Genomic DNA, 20,263 nt, shown 5'->3' with positions numbered 1-20,263 from the left:
GCTCAGAGCGCGCCGCCGGCGGTCCTGGGGGCCGTTGCGTCGACGTTGTCGTCGTCGATCGACTCGCGGGCCAGGTAGTTCTCCACGTCGAATAGGTTGCCCTTGGACCGGTCGACCACGTTCAGCAGCGTCGACATCGAGGCGACCTCCTCGACCTGTTCCCTCAGGAACCACTGCATGAACTGCTCGCCGAGGTAGTCGCCCTCTTCGCGGGCGGTCTTCGCCAGCGTCTCGATCTCGCGGGTGACCTCGCGCTCCTGCTCCAGGGCGAGCGCCACGAGCTCGCGGGTCTCGGTGAAGTCGTTGCGTACCTGCTCAATGGCCGGGATGACCGGCTTGATGTTGTTGTCCATCAGGTACTGGACGATCATCATCGCGTGGTTGCGCTCCTCCAGCGCCTGGCGGTAGAAATACGCGGCCAATCGCGGCAGGTCCTCGTTGTCGAACCAGACCGCGACCGCGACGTACTGTTGCGAGGCAGTGAATTCATTTCGCACCTGCTCCTGCAGCAGGTGCTCGAACTTGGATTCCTTGTGATGAAGTTTCTTCGCGGTGACAGCCATGCCCTCAATATACTCTGGAATCAGTCCAGATACATTTCAGGCAAGCCTAAGAATGGTATGCTTCCCCTCAGGTTTGACGGTTTTAGATGAGGCAATCCTCAATTAATTAAGCCAAGCCAAACCTATGCCATTTTGCCTGGTGGTGGCCTTTGTGGTAGCCGAGGGGGTGGGCGTTCCTCACGGCGTCACCATTTCGTACCCCCCTTTCCGGGTGACGGACCGATTCGGGTGGCTCGCCCGCCCGGACAGGCGTCCGCATATTTCCGCCTGCCCGCGTGGTTGGAAACCGTTCGCCGGGAAATCGCAGGAAGTAGCTTCGTCATCCGGAACGGCGTTGTCCCACGAGTTGCGGCGGCTTAGCGGTATCGGGTTTTCACGGCCGCAGCGGGGCTCGGGTGATGGGGCAGGACATGCAGCGGGGGCCGCCTCGTCCGGACCCGAGTTCGGAGCCGCTGATCCGAAGCACCTCGATCCCGGCGTCCTCCAGCCGGGCGTTGGTCTCCGCATTGCGCTCGTAGGCGACCACGACGCCGGGCGCCACCGCGAGCGTGTTGTTGCCGTCCTCCCACTGCTCGCGTTCCGCGGTCACCGGGTCCAGGCCGGTGTCGATCACGCGCAGGTGGTCGATGTCCATCGCCTCCGCCGCGGCGGTCAGGAACGGCGCCGGGCCGGACACCTTCAGCTCGCCGTCCAGCGGGCGCAGGGCGTATGCCTGCAGCGAATGCTGGATCGCCGGGTACATCACCACCGCGTCGCGGTCGACCATCGTGCACACCGTGTCCAGGTGCATCGATGCCCGGGCCTGCTCGATCGGCACGGCCAGCACGGTGTGCGCCAGGTCGTCGGCGAACATCGAGCGGGCGAACGACTCCGCGCCCGCCGGGGTGGTGCGTTCGCCGACGCCGATGGCCACCACGCCGGGCGCGAGTAGCAGCACGTCGCCTCCTTCGACGGGCGCGGAGTGCGCGCCGTAGGCACGAGAGGAGTGCGAGAACCGCGGGTGGTAGGCGTAGACGAGGTCGGTCAGGGCGGATTCGCGGCGGCGTGCGGGCATCGCGAGGGCCGCGATCGCGACCCGGTCGCGGACCCACACCGACGAGTCGCGGGTGAACAGCAGGTTCGGCAACGGGTCGATGGCGAAGTCGTGCGGGGGGTGCATCTGGCGCACCAGGGACTGGCCCTCCGCGGCGGGCAGTTCCTCGAACGTCATGCCCGCGATCAGGATCTCGGCCAGCGCGACATTGTCCACACTGGACAGATGGGAGCGTAGCGTGTCGGCGATGTCCGTGCCCAGCTTGCGGTCATCGACGCCCGCGAGCACCGCCGCCGCCCGAGCACGCGCGTCGTGCAGGGCCGCGGTGAGCAGGTCGCGGAGCAGCAACACCTCGACGCCCCGGTTGCGGAGCACTTCGGCGAACGCGTCGTGCTCCTCCTTCGCGCGATCGACCCAGGGGATCGCGTCGAACAGAAGCTGGTCGCTGTTGCGCGGCGTGAGCCGCTTCAGCTCCGTGCCCGGTCGATGCAGCAGCACCGCGTGCAACGGGCCGACCTCGCTCTGCACGTGTGGTTCGGTCACGACGTGTAGCCTAGTCGCGACGAATTGAAGCGTCGTTCGTCAGCGATGATTTAGCTCGACTGTTAAACGGATCCGCGTCTTTTTGGGTGCGAATCCTTGCGTCTCATGGCAGCCAGCCGACGCGACCGCGAAGCGCGGCGTAGCCGACGAAGGCCACCACGTCGATCAGCGCGTGACCGATAATCAGCGGCCACAGCCGGTTGGTGCGCTGCCAGGCGCGCCCGTAGACCAGGCCCATCACGACGTTGCCGACGAACCCGCCGAAGCCCTGATACAGGTGGTAGCTGCCGCGTAGCACCGCCGACAGCCACAGCGCCCGGTTCTCCGACCAGCCCAGCTGCCGCAGCCGGGTCAGCAGGTAGGCCACGACGAGGACCTCTTCCGCGAACGAGTTGCCGAACGCGGCCAGCGTCAGTACCGGTGCCCGCCACCATGTGGAGTCCAGTGTGGACGGTTGGACGGTCAGGCTCAGCCCCAGGGCGTGCGCGATGAGGTACAGGCCCAGGCCGGGGATGCCGATCAGGGCGGCGAGCCCCAGCCCGTCGACGAAGTCCCGGCCGGGGCGGGAGCAGTCCAGGCCGACCCGCCACAGTGCGATCCCGCCGCGCCACAGCAGGAACGCCCCCAAACCGCCCCAGGCGCACAGCCGCAGCACGTTCGTCAGCTGCGCCAGCATGTCCAGCAGCCCCAGCTGGGCCTGCGGGGCGTTGATCGCGACGTGCTGATCGGCCAGCGGTTCCGGGCGCATCAGGGAGTCCAGCAGGGCCAGCAGGCTCTGCAACCCGGACAGGCCGAGCGTCACGGTGAGCACGATGATCAACTCGATGGTGATCGCCCGGCGTTCCGTTGGGTCCGTGATCTTCACGGGGTCGCCGGGCCGGGCCGGGGTCAGCCATGCGCGCAGGGTGCTCACGCGACGAACCGTACCCGGATCGGTGAGCCCGGCGGTCGGCCGTTCGCGGTCTGGCGATGCCGGGAACGGCAACCTCCCGGCACCGCTAGGCAAATTGAACACTCTCTAGCTAGGCGGAGCGTTGCTGGGCGAGGAAGGGGCAGCCCACGAGGCGGCGAAGCTCCGCGCCGAGGTGTTCGGTGGTGCTGGCCGGGCGGGAGAACGCCAGCCGCACGTCGTGATCACCGTCGGCGGACTCGACCCGCAGCCGCAGGCCGTACTTGTCCAGCCCAAGCGGGCGGATGTGCCCGCCGCGCAGCTGCTCCGGCAGGTGCCGGGCCAGCAGTCCGACGACGTCGCGGTGCGACAGCTCCAGGTGGCGCAGCCAGGCGTCCTCCTGCATGCAGAACGGATCCGGCGCGGCGGCCTGGAATTCCGCCGGATCCACCGAACCGGTGCCCTCCGCGTCGGCCAGCACCAGCGACGCCGACTCCAACCGCAGCACGCTCGCGCCGTGCCCGGCGTCCAGCAGGCGGGGGTCCGGCTTCTCCTTGGCGACCGAGAGCACCTCGGCGCGGGCCGCCGCGCCGTCGAGCAGCCGCACCCAACCGGTCAGCCACAGCAGCCCGCGCACGGGCTCGCGCAGCCGGACCGGCGTCGGGTCCGCGAGCTCCAGCACGGCGGCGAGTTCGGTGCGCGGAGCCTGCCAGGCGGCGGCGATCAGCGGGTGTTCATCGGCGAGCAGCAGGGTGGCGGTGCCATCGGAGTGCACGTGGTGCAGCAACGGCGCGATGCGCGCCGAAGCCTCGCTGGACGGCAGGAGCGCCGCGCGGCCACCGCGCTTGGCGATGCTCCTGGCTCGTTCCGCGGGGCTCGGCGTCGCGGGCCGGCGGGTGGTCGTCTCGCCCACTGCTCACCTCCAACTTAGGCAAGCCTAACTTAGATGCGCGGTCCGGGAAAGTCATCTTCCGGGTGGATCGCGGCTAGGGGGTTTCCGGGCGGCGAGCTGCCCGTCGGCCGATTTGCGTACCTCCTTTAGTACCAGTTGGAACGGCGTCACGGGGAGCCAACCGGAATAGTGCGCGAAGGGGCAGTGCGAGCCCCTCCGGAGTCAGGTGGATGATGATGCCCAAACCTGGCGAGGGAGGCGCTGATGACCCGGGCCACCGTCCGTTTATCGGGCACCTTTGTTCACTGGTCGATACGGCATTAGCGTGTCAGCCGTGTCAAGCGCTGTTGAGCTTCGCGCGCCCGGTCCGCGCGGCATTCCGCCCCTGTTCGCCCGACTGGTTGACGACGCCGCGCTGTTCCCGCCGGGGCCAGCGGCCGTCCCGCAGGCGGTGGCCGACCACCTCGACGCGCGCGGCGGCGCGTACCCGGGGCTGCTGGGGCCGATGCTGTGCCAGGCGTCCCGGTTGGCCGAACTGATCACCGAACTGGCGAAGGTCAAGCCGGCCACGCCGGTGCCGCTCTCGCTGGTGTGCGACACCGGACTGGGGGGCGTGCCCAAGGCCCTGTCGATCATCGAGGGGCGGCAGGAGCTGCTGGCGCTGCGGATGGTCGAGATGCCCGCGCCATCGGACGTCGACGACATCTGGCTGGAGCGAGTGTCCGAGTTCGTGCCGGAGGACATCATCCGGGTGGTCGAGCCGCGTCGCGGCGGCAACGGCTGGCTGGACGGCATCCGGCGGGTCGCCGAGCACGGTTGCTGGCCGAAGCTGCGCTGCGGCGGGCAGACCGCCGAATCGGTGCCGTCCATCGATGTGGTCACCGACTTCCTCGCGGTGGCCGGAACCCTCGACGTCCCGTTCAAGGCCACCACCGGGCTGCACACGGCGGTGCGCGGCGCCGACCCGGAGACCGGGTTCACCCATCACGGTTTCCTCAACCTCCTTGTCGCGACCGCGCGCTCGCTGTCCGGCAAGGATGTGCGGGCGGCGCTGGCCAGCACCGACGGCGCCGAGTTGGCTCGGGAGGCGCGCTCCCTGTCCGACGACGCGGCCAAGGCGGTGCGTGATGTCTTCGCCTCCTACGGCTCGCGCTCGGTGCAGGACCCGGCCGCCGAACTTGAGGGATTGGGGCTGCTTTGACCTGGATCGAGGATCCCGAGTTCGCCCCGGACAAGCCGTTCGGCCCGCAGACGCTGCCCTACGGGGTGCTGGTGACCGGCGGTGGCCCGGTCGTCGCGGTGCGGGTCGGGCGGCATGCGCTGCCGTTGCGCGGTATCGCCGGGGCGCTCGGTCCTCGACTCGCCGGGCTGGTCGCCGGTGATTCCCTCGACCCGCTGCTGGCGGCGGGCCGAACCCGCTGGCACGAACTGCGGGAGCGGCTCACCGAACTCGTCGCGGCCGACCAGGCGCCCGTCGGTGCGCAGCTGGTGCGCACCGACTGGCACACCCTGGTGCTGCCGTTCACCGTCGCGGACTACGTCGACTTCTTCTCGTCGCGGCACCACGCGGAGAACGTCGCGCGCATCTTCCGCCGCGCGGCCGCGCCGCTGCCGGAGAACTGGGCGCACCTGCCGATCGCCTACCACGGCCGGGCTGGCACCGTTTACGTCTCCGGCACCGATATCCACCGCCCGAGCGGGCAGCGCAAGGCCGCCGGTGACCTGCGGCCCGCGTTCGGCCCGACCCGGCGGCTGGACTTCGAGGCGGAGGTCGGTTTCGTCTGCGGGGGCGAACCGGCCGCCCAGGTGCCCACTTCCGACTTCGCTGAGCACGTGTTCGGGGTGGCGCTGGTCAACGACTGGTCGGCGCGCGACATCCAGGTCTGGGAGTCCAAGCCGCTGGGTCCGTTCCTGGCCAAGTCGTTCGCCACCTCGGTTGCCGGATGGATCACCCCGCTGGCGGCGTTCGAACAGGCCCGGGTCCGGCCGCCGGAGCCGGAGCACGCGTTGCAGCCCTACCTCGTCGAGAACGAGCCGTGGGGGCTGGACCTGCGGCTGGAGGTGCGCTGCAACGAGACAGTGCTGTCCCGGCCGCAGTTCGCGCAGATGACCTGGTCGCCCGCGCAGCAGTTGGCGCACATGACCGTGAACGGGGCACCGGTGCGCTCCGGGGACCTGTTCGCCTCCGGCACCGTGTCCGGCCCGGATCGCGACCAGCGCGGCTGCCTGCTCGAACTGACCTGGGGCGGAGCGGAACCGATCACGTTGGAAGACGGCGAGCAGCGAACCTTCCTCCAGGACGGCGACCGGGTGACACTGGGTGGCAGGGCGCCGGGACCCGACGGCTCGGTGATCGGACTCGGCGAGGTGACCGGCACGGTGCTGGCTGCGGCTCGGAGGTGACGCGATGGCTCAACCCAGCCCCGAGCCGATTCGCGCTCCGATGGGCCTGCCGCGAGACGTCGTCCAACCGGCCACCAAGGAGAGCTCGCTGACGCTGGAACGCGGGCTCAACCTGCTGCAGGCCGTGGCGGACGCGGAAGGCGAGGCGCCCTCCATCAGCGAACTGGCGGCGACCGTCGGGGTCAGTCGGGCGGCGGTGTACCGGCTGCTCGGGCCGTTGCAAAGCCGTGGCCTGGTCCGTCGGGAGGGGTCGAAGGTGCGGCTCGGTCTCGGCGTGCTTTGGCTGGCCGGACGAGTATTGCCGCAGCTGCGCGTCGCATCGCTGCCCGCATTGCGGGCGTTGGCGGAGAAGGTCGGTGCGACGGTGCACCTGACCGTGGCCGATGGCAGCGAGGCGCAGGCCGTGGCGGTCGTCGAGCCGTCGTGGACCAGCTACCACGTGTCGTACCGGGTCGGCACCCGGCATCCGGTCCAACGCGGCGCGGCCGGTCGCGCCGTGGATCTCCCGCCGGGTGGGCCGCCTTGGATCGCCAGCAGCGGCGACCTGCAGTCGGGTGCGTTCGGGGTCGCCGCGCCGGTGCGCGGGGTCCCGGGGTTGCGCGCCAGCGTCGGCGTGGTGGCGCTCCAGCCGCTGGTGCCGGACGAGATCGGGCCGCAGGTGTTGGAGGCGGCGGAGGCGGTCGCCGAAGCCCTGCGCTGATCGCCGGCGTCCGAGGCGGTGCCCGAGTCGGCGGGGTTTCTTCGCGTTGAAGTCTTTCGCTTCACCGGATCGCTTGGTACAAGTAATCGATGCGGCGGCAACGCTTGCTCTGAGTGACCAGGACCAAGGTCCCGCCCGGGTCTAGGACCCTCGACCGGGTGAGATAGGGCCCTTGCCTCTGCGCATTCTGACACGAGAACGGCAATGTGGAGCCGTGGATCTGCTCGACATCGCCCGCTGGCAGTTCGGCATTACCACCGTCTACCACTTCCTGATGGTTCCGTTGACCATCGGGCTGGCGGTGCTGGTCGCCGGAATGCAGACCGCTTGGTATCGCACCGGCAAACAGCGGTACCTGAAGATGACCAAGTTCTGGGGCAAACTGCTGCTGATCAACTTCGCCATGGGCGTGGTCACCGGCCTCGTGCAGGAATTCCAGTTCGGGATGGCCTGGAGTTCCTATTCGCGGTTCGTCGGCGACGTCTTCGGCGCGCCCCTGGCGATGGAGGGCCTTCTCGCGTTCTTCGTCGAGTCCACCTTCCTCGGCCTGTGGATTTTTGGTTGGGACCGACTGTCCAAGGGCGTGCACCTGGCCTGCGCCTGGGCCTTCTCGCTGGCGACCGTGCTGTCCGCGTACTTCATCCTGGCCGCCAACTCGTGGATGCAGCACCCCGTCGGTATCGAGCTCGTCGCAGGCCGGCCCAGGCTGACCTCGATCTGGGCGGTGCTGAGCAACAACACCGTGCTCGCCGCGTTCCCGCACACCGTGTTCGGCTGCTTCGCTGTCGCGGGTTCGTTCCTGATCGGCATCGCCGCGTGGCAGATCGCCCGGCACCACCGCAAGTCCGACCCGGACGACGAGGACCGCCGTGCTTGGCACGCTTCGATTCGGTTGGGCGCGTGGGTCGCGGTGATCGCGTTTGCCGGGCTGGCGGTCTCCGGTGACGTGCAGGGCAAGCTGATGTTCCAGCAGCAGCCGATGAAGATGGCCTCCGCGGAGGCGCTGTGCCACAGCGAGGCGCCCGCCAGCTTCTCGATCTTCGCGATCGGCGACGTCCGCCGACCCGATTGCGAGAGCGTCAAGAGCTTCACGGTGCCCTACATCCTGTCCTACCTCGCCGAAGGCGACTTCCACAGCGAGGTCAGGGGCGTGACGGCGCTGATCCCGGAGTATCAGGCCAAGTACGGCACGAACTACCCAGACGACCCGCGGTTGGGCGTGTTCGCGGGCCAGCCGATCAACTACGTGCCGAACCTGCCGGTGACCTACTGGGGCTTCCGGTTCATGATCGGCTTCGGCGCGCTGGCCGCGCTCGGCGCCGTGGTCGTGTTGTGGCTGACTCGCAAGCGGAAGTTCCCGGAGGGGCGCGCCTGGGTGCCGCTGGCGGTGCTGAGCATCGCGCTGCCGTTCCTCGGCAACGTCGCCGGTTGGGTGTTCACCGAGATGGGCCGCCAGCCGTTCGTGGTCGTGCCCAACCCCACTCCGTCCGGTGTCGACGGCGTGTGGATGTACACCGCGTCGGCGGTGTCGGCGGGGGTGCACCCCGGCGAGATGTTGACCTCGGTGATCGCCCTGACCGCGCTGTACGGGGTGCTCGCGGTCGTGGAGGTCTTCCTGATCGTCCGCTACGTGCGCGGTGGTTTCGCCGGGGTGATGCCGCCGACGCCGCCCGAGGGCGAGCAGGAATCCGACGAAGCCCTGTCCTTCGCATACTGAGAGGCTGCACCTGCGATGGATCTGCCCACCTTCTGGTTTTGCGTGATCGCCCTGCTGTGGCTGGGTTACCTGTTCCTGGAGGGCTTCGACTTCGGCGTCGGCATGCTGCTGCCGGTGCTGGGCCGCCGCAACGAGGAGCGGCGGGTGTTGATCAACACGATCGGCCCGGTCTGGGACGGCAACGAGGTTTGGTTGATCGTCGCGGGCGGCGCCACCTTCGCCGCCTTCCCGGGCTGGTACGCCTCCCTGTTCAGCACGGCCTACCTGCCGTTCCTGGTGTTGTTGCTGGCGCTGATCGGGCGCGGCGTGGCGTTCGAGTACCGCGGCAAGGTGGACACCGCCCGCTGGCGGCGCACCTGGGACACGGTGATCGTGCTCGCCTCGTGGATCTCCCCGCTGATCGTCGGACTCGTGCTGTCCGCGAGCGTCTTCGGGCTGCCGCTGGACGCCCACGGGGACCGGGTCGGCGGTTGGTGGACGATCTTCACGCTGCCGAACGTGATCGGCGCGCTCGCGGTGTGCGGGTTCTCGCTGCTGCACGGCGCGGTGTTCCTGGCGCTCAAGACCGAAGGCGAGATCCGGGACGGGGCGCGGCGGTTCGCGCTGCGCGCGGGGGTGCCGCTGCTGCTGCCGGTGATCGCGTTGGTGTTCATCGCGCAGTTCCGGGAGGGCGAGACCTGGACCTGGGTGCCGCTGATGATCGCGCTGGTCGCGGCGTTGGCCGGACTCGCTCGGCTGTACCGGTGGCGGGACGGCCAGGCATTTGCGCTGCAAGGTGTGGCGTTGGCGGGCGTGGCGGTGACCCTGTTCGGCGCGCTGTGGCCAAACGTCATTCCGTCCACTTTGGACCCCGCGTGGTCGCTGTCGATCGCCAACACGGCGTCCAGCCCGTACACGCTGACGGTGATGACCTGGGTCGCCGCCTTCGGCACCCCGGCGGTGCTGATCTACCAGGGCTGGACCTACTGGGTGTTCCGCAAACGCATCGGCACCAAGCACATCCCCCCGGCCCACGTGCCCAGCACGCTGTCGTGAGCACGTTGAGGTGCGCCCCGACGCGTTCACGGGCCGCCACCGGGCGAAACAACTGCGGTTTGACAAGGAGTGAGTGATGGGTCCGCTGGGGGCGCTGCCCCGCCTATCCGGGGCGGCCCGGCGTGCGCTCATCGTGGCCGGGCTGCTTTCCCTCGGCACCGCGATCGCGCTGATCGTGCAGGCATGGGCGTTGGGCAACGCGCTCGCGGCGGTGGTGACCCGAGGCGCGGCGCCGGTGGAGATCGGCCACTACCTCGTCGTGCTAGCGGGTGCGGTGGTGGCGCGGGCGGTGCTGGGCTGGGCGACCGAAACGGTGTCCGCGCGGGCGGCGGCGGGCGCGAAGGAGGAGCTGCGCGGCCTGCTGCTGGATTCGGCGATGCGGCAGGGCCCGGAGTGGATCCACCGTCGCGGACCGGCGGAGCTGACCGCGCTGGCCACCAAGGGACTCGATTCGCTCGACGCCTACTTCACCAAATACCTGCCCGCGCTGGTGACCGCCGCGGTCGTGCCGCCGCTGGTCGGTGCCTGGATTCTGTTCTCCGACTGGGTTTCCGCGCTGGTCATCGTGATCACGGTGCCGCTGATCCCGCTGTTCGCGTGGCTGGTCGGCAAATACACCGAGCAGCGCACCTCGCGCGCAGCCGACGCGGTGCAGCGCCTATCCGGTCGGCTGCTGGAGCTGATCCGGGCGCTTCCGGTGTTGACGGCCTTCGGGCGGGCACGGGCGCAGGGCGAGGTCGTCCGCCGGGTCAGCGACGCGCACCGGCGCACCACGATCGCGACCCTGCGCGTCGCCTTCCTCTCCGCGCTGGTCCTGGAGCTGCTTTCGTCGCTGTCGGTGGCGATGGTGGCCGTCGGCATCGGCCTGCGACTGGTCTCCGGCGACCTCGATCTGGCCACCGGACTGCTGATTCTGGTGCTGGCCCCGGAGTGCTACCTGCCGCTGCGCGCGGCCGGAGCCGCCCACCACGCCAGCGAGGACGGCGTGGAAGCCGTCCGCCGAGTCGACGAGCTCGTGAGCGCTCCCGCCGGTGAGGGCGACGGCCCGTTTCCGCCGGACACTCAGAGGCGGCCCGTTGACCTCGCCTACCGGCGTGAACCGGCCGTTTCCCGCGACGGCGCGGCTACTTTGCGAGTGGCTGCGCTGCGGGTGCGGCGGCGGGACGGGTTCGCGCCGGACGGGTTGAGCTTCGTCGCGCGGCCCGGCGAGATCGTGCGGTTGGAGGGCTTCGACGGAATCGGTCCGAGCGGCAGCGGGAAGTCGACGACGATGTCGGTGCTCCTCGGCTTCGCCGCCCCGGAAAGCGGCGCGATCACCTGCGGCGACGTGGATGTCGCCGAGCTCGACCCGACCGAATGGCGGCGGCGCATCGCGTGGGTTCCGCAGCGTCCCACCTTCACCGGAGGCACGGTCGCCGACGAGCTCGAAGTGGCCACCGCCGACCAGCCGGATCTGACGGCTCACATCGACGAAGCGCTGTCCGAAGCGGCTGCCGCGCATCTGCGTGACCACCGCATCGATGGACTGTCCACAGGGGAGCGACAGCGGGTGGCGGTGGCCCGCGCACTGCTGCGGCTGCACGGCGACGCGACGATCCTGCTGCTCGACGAGCCCACCGCCCATCTGGACCCGGCGACGGCCCACCAGGTCAACGCGGCCATCCGCCGCGCCGCCGCCGGGGGCGCGACCGTCGTACTCGCCAGCCACCGGCCCGAAGCGGTCGCGGCCGAACCGGAGCCGGCGCTCGCGGCCGTCCCGGCCGCTGCGCCCGACTTACCCGCGATTCCCGGGCGCATTCGCGACCTGATCACGCCGCGAACGCTCCTCGGCGTCGGCCTCGGAGCGCTCTCGCTGCTCTCCGGCCTCGCGCTGACCGCGACCTCGGCCTGGCTGATCGCCCGGGCTTCGCAACAGCCGCTGATCCTCACGCTGTCGGTCGCCGTCGTGGGCGTGCGCACCTTCGCACTCTCGCGCGCGGCCCTCCGCTACGTCGAGCGGATCGTCACGCATGACGCCGCCTTCCGGCTCTCGGGCCGCCTCCGGCGCCAGCTATGGGATGCCCTCGTGCGACTCGGGCCGGTGCGCACGGCCGGGCTGCGCCGGGGCGAGGGGGTTGCTCGCCTCGTCGACGATGTCGACGCGGTCCGCGACCTGGAGCCGCGCGTGATCCTCCCGCCGCTGGTCGCGGCGATCGTCGTGCTCGGGGCCGTGGTGCTCCAAACGCTGGTGCTTCCCGAAGCGGGCGCGGTTCTGGCAGCCGCGCTGCTCGCCGCGTTCGTCGCCAGCCCGCTCGCGGCGCTCGCGGCGGAGCGCCGCGCGACCACTGCCGTGGCCGAGGGACGGCGCCTCATCGCGGCCCGCGTCCTCGCGCTGCTGGACGGCTCGGCGGAACTGCTTGCCTTCGGCGCGCACACCGAGCGCCGTGCCGAGCTCGCCGCTGCCGACGAACACCTGGCGGCCCGCGCACGCCGCGCCGCCTTTGGCGCGGGCGCTGCAACGGCAGTGAATACGCTGCTTGTCGGGGTCGCGGTGCTCGGCGGAGTTTGGTTCGGGGCGTCGGCGGTAGCCGAAGGCAGCTTGGCGCCGGAGCTGGCCCCGCTGCTCGGGCTGGTGCCGCTGGCGGCGGCGGAAGCCGTTGCGCTGCTGCCTCCAGCGGCGCAGCAATGGCGTTCGCTGCGCGCAGCGCAAGCGCGTCTGGCGCCGCTGCTGGCCGTCGGCGGCGGTGAACGTCGGCGGGCTGCGGCGCCGGAGGGCGGTGCGGCCGACGTTGAGGTTGGCAGGGACGTTGAGCTGGTCGGGGTTGACGTCAGGTGGCCCGGGGCGGCGGGATTGGCATTGCGGGGCGCGGATTTGCGGGTGCCGGTCGGGGCACATGTAGCGGTGGTCGGGCCGTCGGGTGGCGGGAAGTCGACGCTTTTGGCGCTGTTGCTCGGGTTCCTGCGTGCCGAGCGCGGCGAGGTGCGGATGCCGCAGCGGGTCGCTTGGTGCCCGCAGGAGCCGCAGTTGGTGTCGACGACCGTCCGGGAGAACCTGCGGCTGGCGGCTCCGAAGGCCACTGATCGGGAGCTGGTCGAGGCGCTCGCGCTGGCGGGTTTGCCGGATTGGGACGGGCGTCTGGACGCGGTGGTCGGGAGTGGCGGCACCGCGTTGTCAGGTGGTGAAGCGCAGCGCCTCGCGCTGGCGCGAGCGTTGCTGGCCGAGGACGCGGAGCTGGTGCTGCTCGACGAACCGACGGCGCACCTCGACGTGCCGACCGCGGAGGATCTGCTCGTCCGGCTCCGCCACGCGTTGCGAGACCGCACGGTCATCCACGTGACACACCGCTGGACGGAGACCGAGCACGCGGACATCGTCCTTCGCGTCGAGTGCGGCGAGATCACGGTCGTCCGCGACTCCCGACACGCCGGTGCCCACCGATGAACGCCGCGCAAGATCGCGGGTTTCCCGTTTTTCAAACACCGGACAAAAATCCCGGTTTCGGGCAAACCAGAACCCTGATGCTCCGGCCCGGGAGGTTGATGTGATCTATCGACGCGAGAATCCGACCGCGGCCCGCGAAGGCGCGCCAGATTCTGACCAGCGAGGCGTGCTGGTCGCTGGCGACGGCCGCCCAGCGCCGCCGAGCATGATCGGTTCAGGCAAGATCGGCGGCTTCATGGCGCGTGGTTTCCGGCAAGGCTTGCGGCGCTCGTTGCCGGAACGCCGTCGAGGGCGCTGTGACCTGCGTCGTCCGGACCCGACTTCACGTCCGCTGGAGCTATAGCCTCGTGTATGTCATGGATTCCACCCTCGCCAGGCGCATGCTCGCGGCGTCCACCGAGATAACCCGGTTGGCGCTGTCCGCTGAGGACCCGGAGGCCGTCCTCCCGCTGGTCGTCCGCCGCGCCGCCGAACTCGCCGAGGCCGACCTCGGCGTCGTCACTGTCCGAGCCGACGACGGCCGCCTCACCGTCGAGGCCGCCTACGGCGCGCCCACCGCGACCGGCCCGCTGGCCGACCCGGTCGGCACGGTCCTGTCCTCGCGTTCGGCTGCCGCGCGAGTCGCGCGCAGCGGCGTGCCCGTAGTCGTCGACGACCTGATCGACGACCCGCTGACGGCTCCGTACGTACCCGCTTCGCTGCGGGTGTACGGCCCGTTCGCGGTCGCGCCGTTCGGCACCCGGGAGCGCCGGCTCGGCGCGCTGGCCGTCTACCGGCGGCGAGGCGCCAGCATTTTCACCCGGGTCGCAGTGGACGTGCTGACGTCGTTCGCGGCGCAGGCCGGCCTCGCGCTGGTGCTCGCGGAGGGCTCCACGGCGCGCCAGCGCATCGCGGTCTATCAGGAGCGGGAGCGCATCGCACGCGACCTCCACGACGTGATCGTGCAGCGGCTCTATGCCACCGGTGTGCAGTTGGAGGTCTTGGAGCGGCGGCTGTCCGGTCGACTCGACACCGCCGACGCGGCCCGGCTGGCCGAGACGATGGAGCAGATCGACCAGGCGATCGCCGAGGTCCGCGCGACCGCCCGCACGCTTCGCTCCGCGGATCCGGAAACCCCGGCGCAGGCGCCCGCGCTCGACGACTCGATGCGCTCCGAGGTGCAGATCGCCGGGGAGCTGCTGGGACGGCCGCCGAGGCTGGAGATCGACGGCGACTTGAGCGACGTGCCGGTGGCGGTGGCCGATCACGCCCGCGCCGCGCTCCGCGAAGCACTGTCCAATGTGGTCCGGCACGCCGGGGCGCAGACCGTGTTGGTGCGGGTGCGGCGCTCGGCTTCCGGGCTGTTGCTACAGGTCGTGGACGACGGCTGCGGAATTCCCCGCGACGTGAGCAAACGCGGCCTGCGAAACCTCGAAGAACGCGCAGTCGCGGCGGGCGGCCGCTGCTCGATCACCTCGTCGCCGGACAGCGGCACCACGGTCGCCTGGGAAGTCCCGCTGTCCGCGAGCCCCGCCTGAGTCGTTCGCCCGCTGCCGCGTTTCGGGCCCTGCTGCCGTGGCAACCGGATCAGAACCGGCAGCCGCCCGGCGAACGCCCATGAATCGCGGCGAAGTCAGGCCTGGCTCTGGCGGCGGGCGACCCAGGCGGCGGCCTGGGTGCGCCGCTCCATGCCGAGCTTGGCCAGCACCGACGTCACGTAGTTCTTCACCGTCTTCTCCGCCAGGAACAGCCGCTCGGCGATCTGCCGGTTCGTCAGGCCCTCGCCGATCAGCTCCAGCACCTTGCGCTCCCGCTCGGTCAGGGCGGCGAGTTCGTCCGGCTCCGGGCAGGTGGACTGGCGCAGCCGCGCCAGCACCCGCCCGGTGGTGATCGGATCCAGCAGCGACCGCCCGGCGGCGACCTCGCGCACGGCGTTGACCAGGTCCTGCCCGCGCACCTGCTTCAACAGGTAGCCGGAGGCGCCGGCGTTGATCGCGCCGACCAGCGCGCTCTCGTCGTCGAAGGCCGTGAGCACCAGGCAGTACGGCGGCTGCGGCAGGGCGCGCAACTGGCGGCACAGCTCCAGGCCGTCGCCGTCGGGCAGCCGCATGTCGATGACCGCGACGTCGGGCCCGGTCGCCTGCGCACGCACCAGCGCCTCACCGACGCCACCGGCCTCCGCCACGATCACTACGTCTTCCTCGGTGTCCAACAGGTCGCGAAGACCGCGCCGGACCACCTCATGATCATCGACTAGCAGCACCCTCACTGGCACGACCACCACGCTACGTACATGCCCGGCGGCGGATGCGCTAGGGGTCGCCCGACGGCGGAGAATGCGGGTTATCTCTTGACCTTCGCCGCGCCCTTGACCACGCCGACGGTCTGCTGGGTCTGCGCGGCGACCTTGCGTGCGCGGCGCTTGGCCCGGTAACCGACGGACGGCTTGCCGGCGGTGTCGACCGCGGTGATCAGCAGCCCGCCGAGGAGGCTGATGTTCTTGATGAAGTGAGCCTGCTGGTTGGCACGTTCCTGGGGGTTGTCGATCGTCCAGAACGCGTGCGCGGCCAGCGTGGTGGGCACGATGCTCCCGGCGAGCAGGAGCGCGGCCAGCCGGGGGCACTTGCCGAGCGCGAGCAGCGTCCCGGCGCCGACCTTCACCGCGCCATCAATGCGCACCAGGGTTTCCGGGTCGGTCGGGAGCTGCTCCGGCAGCGAGTCCTTCACCGGTCCCGTCGCCTTCTCCAGCAGCGGGGCGGCGGCCTTGGCGTGGCTCGGCGTATCGCGCAATGCCCCGATGCCGCCGTAGATGAAGATCGCGGCGAGCATCGGCCGGGCCAAACGGCGAATAAGCATCAGGGGACCTCCTCGGTGGTGGCCGATGGGCCCGACGGTACTCACTTCGATCCCGCTCCGCTTGATCATCCCTTCTTGAGCCGGAAGGACTCAAACATTTCGGGAACGAGGGCGTCGCTGCCGACCAGGTCGAGGCCGACTACGACGGCGGCGTGCTTCGGGTTCGGCGTGCGCGAGGTCAACAAGACGACCAGCGGCCTGGCCAAGATCGAGACTGGCTAGTGCTGTGCGTGCAGATCCTGGTCAGAGCTGGTCGACCCGCGCGAACACCTCGTCCCAGGCCGCGGCGACCTGCCGCGCGCACAGCTTCGGCGACACGCCACCGACGCCGGTGCCCAGGCCGGGCATCGCGACGGACCGGACCACGTGGTGAACCGGCGCGCCGTTCTCCAAGATCCCGCTCGACCAGAGCCGCAGCACGGCCCGCGCCGCGAGGTAGGGGTGCACCGTGTCGGTCGGCAGCCGCTCACCCGGTTCCCGCATGGTGGGTGCGCTGATCAACCAGGTCGGGTTCGGGGAGCCGGTGGGCACCAGCAGCGCTTCGCCGACCGGCAGCTCGCCGCCGTGGTAGGCGAGCACCGCGCTGCGCACCTGCTCCTCCACCTCGGGGAAGGTGCGGGCGTACACGGCGTCGATGCCGCCGCGCATCCAGCCGTAGGAGTTCGCCGGGCTCACCACCGCGTCGACCGCCAAGTCCAGCACCGACCCCTGATGTACGGATAGGCCGGCTCGGCTGTCGGCGATCTCCTGCCAGGCGGCGGCCAGCGGCTCGTCCACTGCGCATAGGACGAGCTGCAGCTCCGGCTCCGCTCCATCCACTGAGCGCCCCGAATCTGCGGTCACACCCCACAGCATCGCAGGAATGTGCGGCGCGGTGGCATTGGGTAGGTCACACCTTCCTCTTATCGGCGGCATCCGCCGCGCCGAAACGCCCCGCCTTCGGACCCGGAAACCGCCCAATACGGGAGGCGCCACCCGCCTCATCCGGCGCATCCGTGCCAGCCGATGGCGCCAGCCGCTTGTCGCCGCAGTAGCCCGAACCCCGGGTTCGCAGGTTTCTCCGCGAGGCCGACTAGATGCGCCAGCGACACCACGACGCAAGCCGGCTGCGTCCCCTCTTAGTCTTATCGGGTGCCACAAATCGCGTATCTCGGCCCGCCGGGCACATTCACCGAGCAGGCCACCCGGCTGCTGACCGAGGATTTCGACGCCGACCTAGTGCCCTACGAGACCGTCCCGCTGGCCCTGGCCGCGGTGCGCGCCGGTGAAGTGCTGGCCGCTGGGGTGCCGGTGGAGAACTCCGTCGAAGGCTCGGTACCGGCCACGTTGGACGCGTTGACCACCGCTGAACCGCTGGTGGCGGTGCAGGAGGCCGTGCTGCCGGTGCAGTTCGACCTGCTGGCCCGGCCCGGTGTCGCGCTGTCCGAGATCGGCACCGTGGCGAGTCACCCGCACGCTCTTGCGCAGGTCCGTAGCTGGTTGTCCGAGAACATGCCGGGGGCCCGCACCCGCGCGACCAGTTCGACGGCGGCGGCCGCCGCCGAAGTCGCGGCCGGTGAGTTCGACGCGGCGATATCGGCTTCGGTGGCGCTCGACCACTACCCCTCGCTGGTGCGGCTCGTCGGCGGCATCGCCGACGTGCCCGATGCGGTCACCCGGTTCCTGCTGGTCCGCCGCCCCGGGGTGCTGCCGGAGCCGACCGGCGCGGACCGGACCTCGCTGTGCGCGGTGATCAGCGACGAGGTCGGCTCGCTGGTCGAGATGCTGGCCGAACTCGCGCTGCGCGGCATCAATCTCAGCCGCATCGAGTCCCGGCCCATCAAGGACCGGTTCGGCGAGTACCGGTTCTTCCTCGACTTCGACGGGCACGTCGCGGACGCCCGGATCGGCGACGCGTTGACCGCGTTGCGCCGCCGCTGCAGCAGCGTCCGGTTCCTCGGGTCCTACCCGAAGGCGGACCGGTCGCCGGCCAGCGTGCGCCCATCTGCCTCGGAGCAGGCGTTCCAGACCTCGGCGAATTGGCTCGAAGACCTCCGCGCGGGGCGGTTGGCGTGACCGAGTTCGCGCTGGCGGCGCCCACCGGAATGCGCCTGATCCTGGCCCGTCACGGGCAGACCTCGGCCAACGTGCGGCAGGTGCTCGACACCCTCCCGCCGGGCCCGGGTCTGACCGAGCTGGGCGAGTTGCAGGCGGCGCGGCTGGCCGAGCGGCTGGCCGGCGAGAAGATCGTCTCGGTGCACGCGAGCCGCGCACTGCGTGCGCAGCAGACGGCGCAGCCCTTGGCGCAGCGGCACCGGTTGCGAGTCGAGGTCGTCGAGGGCACACACGAGATCTACGTCGGGGAGCTGGAAGGCCGGGGTGACCCGGAGGCGCTGGAGACCTTCGATGACGTCTACGCGAACTGGCACGCCGGGCGGCTTGACGTTCCGATGCCCGGCGGTGAAACCGGCCACGAGGCGCTAACCCGCTTCCTCGCCGGGGCGAGCACCGCCATCGACGGGTCCGGCGGCGGCGCGGTTGCGCTGGTCAGCCACGGTGCGATGCTGCGGCTCGCGGCGAGTGCGTTGGCCACGAACATCGAGGGCGCCGAGGGCAACTCGACGTACCTGCCGAACACGGGCGTCATCGTCCTGGAAGCCGACCCCGACGCCCGGACCGGCTGGCGCTACCTGTCCTGGGACGGCCTCGACGCGGCCTGACCCGGCGCCCTGCGGCGATTTCCATTATTGAAATCGCTGTCAGCCCCAGCCCAGGGCGTGCAGCTTCTCGTCGTCGATGCCGAAGTGGTGGGCGATCTCGTGCACCACGGTCACGGCCACTTCGTCGACCACCTCGGCTTCGTCCGCGCACATGTCCAGCAGCGGCTCGCGGTAGATCGTGATGCGGTCGGGTAGCACCCCGCTGTAGGTGCTGTCCCGCTCGGTCAACGCGATTCCCTCGTACAACCCGAGCAGCGACGGGTCCTCCGGATTGGTGTCCTCGACCAGCACCACCACGTTGTTCATCGCGGCCGCGAACTCAGCGGGCAGCAGATCGAGGGCGTCGGCCACGAGCTCCTCGAACCGGGCACGGGACATCTCCACCGGCATAAACCCGTTCTACCGCACCCGGCGTCAGCGGGGTTCGGTCGCGGGCACGCCCGGCTCGATCGGGACGGTGTTCTGCGGCGCGGGCGCCCTGCCGATCTGCACCTCCCCCTTGACACTGCCCGTCACGGGCGCGAGCCCGCTGCCGTCCGGAAGCTGAGCGCTGACCTTGCAGTTGACCTGCAGCGAACCGGCGTCCCAGCTCTCCTGCGCCAGCGTGTCCCAGTAGGTGACCAGGCCCTTGTCCTTGGCGGTGGTCGGGCCACCGGCGTATGCCGCGGTCAGTTCGGCGCACCTGGTCGCCAGGAAACCATCCTGATCGCCTTCCGCCGGATAGCCGCCGGGGAACTGCTCGCCGAGGTTGACCAGGCCGGTGATCTCCACCGCGTGCGGCCGGGCGCAGTCCACCGGGTCCCACACCGCCGTGCCGTTGATGCCCAGGCAGCGGCCGACCGGGTAGACATTGGACTGGTCCATCCGGGCGGCGTTGCCGGTGATCGGGTAAAGCTTGCCGGACGGTCCCGGCTGCTGGAGCCCGCAGTGCAGCGTCCGGTCGCTGTTGGCCCAGCCCTCCTCGCTCGGGGTGAACGCGCCCACGCTGAACCGGCCGTGCGGATCGAACCGGCCGGACAGGAATTGCTTCGACACGTCGATGCAGCGTTGCTGCTTGACCTGCTGCCACTGCCCGGTGTTCGGGAACGGTGCCTTGTCGCCGAACTCGCCGCGCAGATCCGCGGTGCCGGTGACCTCGAAGAGGTGCGGTTCGGCACAGGTGACCTTGCTGATGTCGGCGGCGTCGGGTTCGGTCCAGTTCAGGCAGTCGCCCGCGGCGGCCTCGAACACCACCTTCGGCGCCGGGGCCGAACCGATCCGGCCGGGCCCGCCGACCCCGGACTCGCCGCCGGTCGGCCAGTTCAGCGCTGCGCTGATCACCAGGATCAGCAGGGCGCCGATGGCAGCCGAAATCATCACGAGCCGGGTGTTGGGCTTGCCCCGGCGTGGGCTGGGAGGTGGTAAGGGCGCTGCCATCGATCACATGATGCCTCGCCGGGAACGGCTTTGCGCGGTGCCCTCGACGGACTTCGGAACCGATTCGTTGCCGGGCACGTCGCCCTGGTAGGTACTGTTGCGTCCGGGAGTGGGGCA

The 20,263-nt window shown here is 70.4% G+C and carries 19 protein-coding genes; 9 read left to right on the top strand and 10 right to left on the bottom strand.

The genetic code is table 11. The features are described from left to right. Window positions 1–2: 2 nt before the first annotated feature. From BJ970_RS08525 to BJ970_RS08510, 4 genes are all read right to left on the bottom strand, one after another. Window positions 3–563, bottom strand: a complete 561-nt coding sequence (locus tag BJ970_RS08525; RefSeq protein WP_184725690.1) for a ferritin — start codon at window positions 561–563, stop codon at window positions 3–5. A 373-nt stretch (window positions 564–936) separates the two neighbouring features. After that, window positions 937–2,124 (bottom strand): arginine deiminase, encoded by a 1,188-nt coding sequence (locus BJ970_RS08520; protein ID WP_184728958.1) that lies wholly within the window; start codon window positions 2,122–2,124, stop codon window positions 937–939. A 118-nt stretch (window positions 2,125–2,242) separates the two neighbouring features. Further along, entirely contained in the window at window positions 2,243–3,052 is an 810-nt protein-coding gene (locus tag BJ970_RS08515; protein WP_312864161.1) for a CPBP family intramembrane glutamic endopeptidase, read from the bottom strand. A gap of 109 nt (window positions 3,053–3,161) precedes the next feature. Next, window positions 3,162–3,941 (bottom strand): DUF2470 domain-containing protein, encoded by a 780-nt coding sequence (locus BJ970_RS08510; protein WP_184725688.1) that lies wholly within the window; start codon window positions 3,939–3,941, stop codon window positions 3,162–3,164. A gap of 313 nt (window positions 3,942–4,254) precedes the next feature. Here BJ970_RS08510 and BJ970_RS08505 point away from each other — a divergent pair, with 313 nt between their 5' ends. The 7 genes from BJ970_RS08505 (at window position 4,255) to BJ970_RS08475 (ending at window position 14,713) form a co-directional block, all read left to right on the top strand. Beyond that, the gene (locus BJ970_RS08505; RefSeq protein WP_312864160.1) at window positions 4,255–5,121 is read left to right on the top strand and encodes a hypothetical protein; all 867 of its coding nucleotides are present in this window, start codon (window positions 4,255–4,257) and stop codon (window positions 5,119–5,121) included. Beyond that, entirely contained in the window at window positions 5,118–6,323 is a 1,206-nt protein-coding gene (locus BJ970_RS08500) for a fumarylacetoacetate hydrolase family protein (protein ID WP_184725687.1), read from the top strand. The genes BJ970_RS08505 and BJ970_RS08500 overlap by 4 nt, the downstream gene beginning before the upstream one ends. A gap of 40 nt (window positions 6,324–6,363) precedes the next feature. Then, on the top strand, window positions 6,364–7,023 hold the full coding sequence (locus BJ970_RS08495) for an IclR family transcriptional regulator (protein WP_221467672.1): 660 nt from the start codon (window positions 6,364–6,366) through the stop codon (window positions 7,021–7,023). A 214-nt stretch (window positions 7,024–7,237) separates the two neighbouring features. Next, window positions 7,238–8,740, top strand: a complete 1,503-nt coding sequence (locus tag BJ970_RS08490; RefSeq protein WP_184725685.1) for a cytochrome ubiquinol oxidase subunit I — start codon at window positions 7,238–7,240, stop codon at window positions 8,738–8,740. A 15-nt stretch (window positions 8,741–8,755) separates the two neighbouring features. Beyond that, complete coding sequence (gene cydB, locus BJ970_RS08485) at window positions 8,756–9,775, top strand: cytochrome d ubiquinol oxidase subunit II (RefSeq protein ID WP_184725683.1); 1,020 nt, start codon at window positions 8,756–8,758, stop codon at window positions 9,773–9,775. Window positions 9,776–9,851: 76 nt separating this feature from the next. Further along, the gene (gene cydD, locus BJ970_RS08480; protein ID WP_184725681.1) at window positions 9,852–13,196 is read left to right on the top strand and encodes a thiol reductant ABC exporter subunit CydD; all 3,345 of its coding nucleotides are present in this window, start codon (window positions 9,852–9,854) and stop codon (window positions 13,194–13,196) included. A 356-nt stretch (window positions 13,197–13,552) separates the two neighbouring features. Next, window positions 13,553–14,713, top strand: a complete 1,161-nt coding sequence (locus tag BJ970_RS08475; protein WP_184725679.1) for a GAF domain-containing sensor histidine kinase — start codon at window positions 13,553–13,555, stop codon at window positions 14,711–14,713. Window positions 14,714–14,808: 95 nt separating this feature from the next. Here the strand turns inward: BJ970_RS08475 and BJ970_RS08470 are convergent, their stop codons facing one another. The 4 genes from BJ970_RS08470 to BJ970_RS08455 all read right to left on the bottom strand — a co-directional run bounded on the left by BJ970_RS08470 (window position 14,809) and on the right by BJ970_RS08455 (window position 16,886). After that, a complete protein-coding gene (locus BJ970_RS08470; RefSeq protein ID WP_184725677.1) occupies window positions 14,809–15,450 on the bottom strand; it encodes a response regulator in 642 nt (213 codons plus the stop codon). 68 nt (window positions 15,451–15,518) lie between these two features. Next, window positions 15,519–16,031 (bottom strand): DoxX family protein, encoded by a 513-nt coding sequence (locus BJ970_RS08465; RefSeq protein ID WP_184725675.1) that lies wholly within the window; start codon window positions 16,029–16,031, stop codon window positions 15,519–15,521. A 65-nt stretch (window positions 16,032–16,096) separates the two neighbouring features. Beyond that, window positions 16,097–16,237 carry a hypothetical protein gene (locus tag BJ970_RS08460; protein ID WP_184725673.1) on the bottom strand — a complete coding sequence of 47 codons (141 nt, stop codon included), beginning with the start codon at window positions 16,235–16,237 and terminating at the stop codon, window positions 16,097–16,099. 37 nt (window positions 16,238–16,274) lie between these two features. Continuing rightward, the gene (locus BJ970_RS08455; protein ID WP_184725670.1) at window positions 16,275–16,886 is read right to left on the bottom strand and encodes a macro domain-containing protein; all 612 of its coding nucleotides are present in this window, start codon (window positions 16,884–16,886) and stop codon (window positions 16,275–16,277) included. A gap of 276 nt (window positions 16,887–17,162) precedes the next feature. On the opposite strand from BJ970_RS08455, the gene pheA reads away from it, so the two are divergent. After that, a complete protein-coding gene (gene pheA, locus BJ970_RS08450; RefSeq protein WP_184725668.1) occupies window positions 17,163–18,086 on the top strand; it encodes a prephenate dehydratase in 924 nt (307 codons plus the stop codon). Further along, window positions 18,083–18,730, top strand: coding sequence for a histidine phosphatase family protein (locus tag BJ970_RS08445; protein ID WP_312864159.1), 648 nt, complete (start codon window positions 18,083–18,085; stop codon window positions 18,728–18,730). Before pheA ends, BJ970_RS08445 begins: the two co-directional genes overlap by 4 nt. Before the next feature lie 39 nt (window positions 18,731–18,769). On the opposite strand, the gene BJ970_RS08440 is transcribed toward BJ970_RS08445, so the two are convergent. Then, on the bottom strand, window positions 18,770–19,120 hold the full coding sequence (locus BJ970_RS08440) for a metallopeptidase family protein (RefSeq protein WP_184725665.1): 351 nt from the start codon (window positions 19,118–19,120) through the stop codon (window positions 18,770–18,772). A 24-nt stretch (window positions 19,121–19,144) separates the two neighbouring features. Then, a complete protein-coding gene (locus BJ970_RS08435) occupies window positions 19,145–20,086 on the bottom strand; it encodes a septum formation family protein (RefSeq protein ID WP_246471335.1) in 942 nt (313 codons plus the stop codon). Window positions 20,087–20,263 lie beyond the last annotated feature (177 nt).

Origin of the sequence: Saccharopolyspora phatthalungensis, from assembly GCF_014203395.1 — a bacterium.
GTDB lineage: Bacteria > Actinomycetota > Actinomycetes > Mycobacteriales > Pseudonocardiaceae > Saccharopolyspora > Saccharopolyspora phatthalungensis.
Note: the sequence above shows the minus strand (reverse complement) of the source record. Positions and strands in the feature narration are given on the sequence as shown.

What these genes read in the sequence shown, in the direction of transcription:
- BJ970_RS08475 (WP_184725679.1), top strand. Translation starts at nt 13,553, where the DNA reads ATGGATTCCACCCTCGCCAGGCGCATGCTCGCGGCGTCCACCGAGATA.
- cydD (WP_184725681.1), top strand. Translation starts at nt 9,852, where the DNA reads ATGGGTCCGCTGGGGGCGCTGCCCCGCCTATCCGGGGCGGCCCGGCGT.
- BJ970_RS08435 (WP_246471335.1), bottom strand. Translation starts at nt 20,086, where the DNA reads ATGATTTCGGCTGCCATCGGCGCCCTGCTGATCCTGGTGATCAGCGCA.
- BJ970_RS08465 (WP_184725675.1), bottom strand. Translation starts at nt 16,031, where the DNA reads ATGCTTATTCGCCGTTTGGCCCGGCCGATGCTCGCCGCGATCTTCATC.
- BJ970_RS08440 (WP_184725665.1), bottom strand. Translation starts at nt 19,120, where the DNA reads ATGCCGGTGGAGATGTCCCGTGCCCGGTTCGAGGAGCTCGTGGCCGAC.
- BJ970_RS08525 (WP_184725690.1), bottom strand. Translation starts at nt 563, where the DNA reads ATGGCTGTCACCGCGAAGAAACTTCATCACAAGGAATCCAAGTTCGAG.
- cydB (WP_184725683.1), top strand. Translation starts at nt 8,756, where the DNA reads ATGGATCTGCCCACCTTCTGGTTTTGCGTGATCGCCCTGCTGTGGCTG.
- BJ970_RS08495 (WP_221467672.1), top strand. Translation starts at nt 6,364, where the DNA reads ATGGGCCTGCCGCGAGACGTCGTCCAACCGGCCACCAAGGAGAGCTCG.
- BJ970_RS08455 (WP_184725670.1), bottom strand. Translation starts at nt 16,886, where the DNA reads ATGCTGTGGGGTGTGACCGCAGATTCGGGGCGCTCAGTGGATGGAGCG.